4 protein-coding genes are annotated in these 3,705 nt (G+C 36.6%); all 4 read left to right on the top strand.

Annotated features, from left to right (window positions below):
* Window positions 1-87 precede the first annotated feature (87 nt).
* The 4 genes from IKV95_RS03595 (at window position 88) to IKV95_RS03610 (ending at window position 3,574) form a co-directional block, all read left to right on the top strand.
* Window positions 88-1,788 (top strand): thiamine pyrophosphate-dependent enzyme, encoded by a 1,701-nt coding sequence (locus IKV95_RS03595; RefSeq protein WP_069124977.1) that lies wholly within the window; start codon window positions 88-90, stop codon window positions 1,786-1,788.
* 15 nt (window positions 1,789-1,803) lie between these two features.
* Window positions 1,804-2,274, top strand: a complete 471-nt coding sequence (locus tag IKV95_RS03600) for an MEKHLA domain-containing protein (protein WP_069119175.1) — start codon at window positions 1,804-1,806, stop codon at window positions 2,272-2,274.
* Window positions 2,275-2,468: 194 nt separating this feature from the next.
* Window positions 2,469-2,972 carry a methylated-DNA--[protein]-cysteine S-methyltransferase gene (locus IKV95_RS03605; protein ID WP_029091930.1) on the top strand — a complete coding sequence of 168 codons (504 nt, stop codon included), beginning with the start codon at window positions 2,469-2,471 and terminating at the stop codon, window positions 2,970-2,972.
* A gap of 41 nt (window positions 2,973-3,013) precedes the next feature.
* The gene (locus tag IKV95_RS03610; RefSeq protein ID WP_069119173.1) at window positions 3,014-3,574 is read left to right on the top strand and encodes a bifunctional transcriptional activator/DNA repair enzyme AdaA; all 561 of its coding nucleotides are present in this window, start codon (window positions 3,014-3,016) and stop codon (window positions 3,572-3,574) included.
* Window positions 3,575-3,705 lie beyond the last annotated feature (131 nt).

Raw genomic sequence — 3,705 nt, forward strand, 5'->3', positions numbered from 1 at the left:
AGATTTTGGCTGGTGAAGTGTTCATTTGAAACATCAAGATTAATAATATATCTGATAAGGATTTAATAAAAAGGGAGAAATGCAGCTATGAATAAAAGAGATGGATTTGAAACGTTAGTAGACTACCTGGCTGCTTTTGGTATTGATATATATACAGGTGTAACTGGGGGTGGCGTTGTTCATTATGTGAAATACTTAACACCTTATGAACCCAATCAAATAAAACCAGCGTTATTTACTATCAGTGAATACCCTGCGGGCTTTGCCCCACTAGGTCATTACCTTGCAACGGGTAAGGTGGGAGGAGCTATTGCTACGACTGGAGCCGCAACTAAACTGTTAGCATGTGGCTTATCCGATGCTAAACTACATGATATTCCATCGGTGTATATTTTTCCGATTTCAACCAGACGTCATCAAGAAGATAGTGCATTACAGGATACCTCAATTTATGGGAGCAATATTATTAAACAATTAGAGGCTGAAATAGAAGATGTCTTTCTATTAGATAATCCATATACCTTTGCAAAATACTTAGAACAGGCAGGAAAAGCATTATTGTCTCGAAAGCCAGTTGTTTTTTTATTGGATAATGAAATCATGAACTTACCAATGCCAGAAGAACCAAAAATTATGAAAAAAAAGTTACATGATAGCAGTATAGAAATAGCGGTCTTCGTTCAGTTATTAAAGAAAAAAGTAAAGGGTCGCCGCGTGCTTCTTTTAGTAGGAGAAGAAGGGTTACATGAAACGGATATAAGACAATTAACAACAGCGGTCTCTATTGAATTGGCAGCCGCAACAGTCTGGAGTATGAATGGTGTCAACTGTGTTGGGAGTGAAAACCCTTATGGTTATGGCTGTATCTCGTTTGGTGGAAACGATAAAGCGTTAAATTTATGGGAGTCAATGACTGAAGATGATGTTGTCATCTGTGTAGGTGTTACACCTGATGAGTACACAACGAATTTACAAAAATTTGCAGCTGGAGATGTCTTTTTTATCACACAAACAGCCAATGCATATGGTCACATCCGAGGGAGTTTTCAGCATAGCGCGTTACATAAATTCCATCAAATAAACGCACCTATCACTAAGGTTTTAAAAACGATTATTACAGAAGGTAAACGCGAAGTGTACAGTACAACGGCAAGCCCCCTTGCGCCAGTTGAATTGAACACATGTGTTCTTGAACCACCCCGTGCCCATTACGCAGATATGAAAATAGTTTACCAACATTTGCACAAGTGGTGGCAACCGGGGAGTTTGGTTATCAGCGATGTTTGTCTCGCGTATAAAGATTATCAGTATGTTACACAAAGACCCAATGACACTATCACTTATTTTTCTTTTTACCGAGGATCAGCTATGGGTGGTGCCTATGGCGTAGCTGTAGGGGCAAAGTTAGCACAACCAGATAAGCGTGTTTACTTGTTTAGTGGTGATGGTTGTTTTAGATTATATGGTGGAAGTTTAAATGAAGCTAAAAATTTAGGCATCGTTTTATTTATTTTAGACAATCATACTTATTCAATTGTAGCGCAAGGACTGCCTGCAATATTGCCAAGTGTTCATCCAGAAAAATACCATGATACATTACAACAGGTAGATTATGGAAAAATAGCTGAAGCCTCTGGTTGGCTTAGTTATACTGTAGCGCCAGATTTATCGAATTTTGAAGATATTTTAAATGAACTTGAAAGGTATAAAAAACAATCTATTTTAGTGACGATTCCTGTTGATCCGAATCAAATTTTGGGACAAAATCCACGGGTGCGTAATTTATAAGAGAGGATGACAAAAATGGATGGCAAAAAAAGAGATCAAATACTTTCACTCATTGATGCTTCTTATAAAATTTGGATGGGGGAAAATTTACCTATTTCAGCAGAAAAGCAAGAGGAACAAAGACAACGGTGGTTAGATGAAGAGGCACCTTATGGGTTATTGGTCCAAAACATTGCAGAAGATCCCCATTTTATATACGCTAATCAACATGCGCAAACAATTTTCGGTTATAGTTTAGAACAATTTTTAGCACTACCTTCTCGTAAAAGTGCACCACCACAAAACCAAAAACAACGTAATGAGATGTTGGAAGAAGTAACGCTAAGAGGAATATCCAATAGTTACACGGGTACAAGAATTGATAGCAATGGACAATTATTTGAAATAACTGAGGGAAGTATTTGGAAAGTAATCAATGAGTCAGGTGAAATGATTGGCATTGCTGCGATGATTAAAAGTGATAAAGATTGTTTAACGAACATATGATTTTCTAAACAATTTTATATAAAAAGACATCACTTTTTAAGTGGTGTCTTTTTGTTCTGTAAATTAGCATTATTTAGAAAGACAGATAGTGACATTTTGACATCTTTAAAACTGCTATAATATATTGAAGAGCTGATTAAAGAGAAAAAGTAGTTTCATGACGTTTTATCACAACGAAATGGGAGGATGAGAAGATGTTAATAAAAAGCGACTATGAATCACCGTTAGGCAATTTATTGTTGTTGAGTGATGGAACAGCGTTAATTGGTGTATGGTTTTCAGAACAGAAATATTATGGTGCGGGTTACCATTTGGAAGAGGCCGTTACAGGTCAAGATTTAATGATTGATGAAGCTAAACGTTGGCTAGATGAATATTTCATGGGGCATATCCCAACGATGGGGCAACTTGTATTAGCCCCAAAGGTGACAGATTTCCGAAAAAAAGTATGTGAGGTATTGATAACGATCCCTTATGGAGAAACAATGACGTATCAAGCAATTGTAGACAAATTGCGCCTTTTATATGGTGGGGATATCGGTTCGGCCAGAGCCGTTGGTGGTGCGGTGGGACATAATCCAATCTCGATTATTATGCCGTGTCATCGTGTGATAGGCAGTAATGGTTCTTTAACCGGATATGCTGGCGGGGTAAATAGAAAAGTAGAACTGTTAAAAATAGAGGGCACCCAGATATAATCATTTTAAAGGTAAGTGGTTAAAGAAAGAAGGTATTGTGTGTGAGTGTGACAGATATAGAATGGGCAGCTATTAAAAATAATGATAAAACATATGATGGTATTTTTTGGTATGCCGTAAAAAGCACAAAAATATTTTGTCGCCCGTCATGCCCTTCAAAAATGCCAAACCGACATAATATTACAGTATACTATGATAAAAATGAACCAGGTCAGAGGGGATATCGACAATGTAAGAGATGTCAGCCGTTAGGCGAACCAGTAGACAATGAGGAATGGATAAAAACAATTAATAATATTTTAGAAACGAAGTACGCTCAAAAATTAAGTTTGGAGGACTTAGGTCATTTAGCTCATGGTTCACCTTCCTACTTACGCCATGTATATAAAAATTTCACAGGGATCACACCACAACAAAGGTTAATAGAACTACGGTTGCAGGCGGCAAAAAAAGAATTGTTGCAAAGTAATTTAGCGATAAAGGTGATTGCAGGAAAAGTAGGTATTGAAAATGTCTCTTATTTTATTAAAAAATTTCGTGAAAAGTATGGCGAATCACCGCTACACTATCGAAAAAGTCATGCGAAAAAAAGTGATAGTTAGAGTGAAGTGCAATCAACAAAAATAACATGTATCAATCGTTTTTTTACGTTTGATACATGTTATTTTTTGTTTTGTTATATAAATATCACTTACTATATCCATATGTCATCAGCGCTTCTCTTATTGGAAAT

Source organism: Brochothrix sp., from assembly GCF_017549435.1.
In the GTDB taxonomy this organism is placed as follows: Bacteria; Bacillota; Bacilli; order Lactobacillales; family Listeriaceae; genus Brochothrix; species Brochothrix thermosphacta.

Coding starts and splice junctions, on each gene's coding strand:
- IKV95_RS03600 (WP_069119175.1), top strand. CDS start 1,804: ATGGATGGCAAAAAAAGAGATCAAATACTTTCACTCATTGATGCTTCT.
- IKV95_RS03595 (WP_069124977.1), top strand. CDS start 88: ATGAATAAAAGAGATGGATTTGAAACGTTAGTAGACTACCTGGCTGCT.
- IKV95_RS03605 (WP_029091930.1), top strand. CDS start 2,469: ATGTTAATAAAAAGCGACTATGAATCACCGTTAGGCAATTTATTGTTG.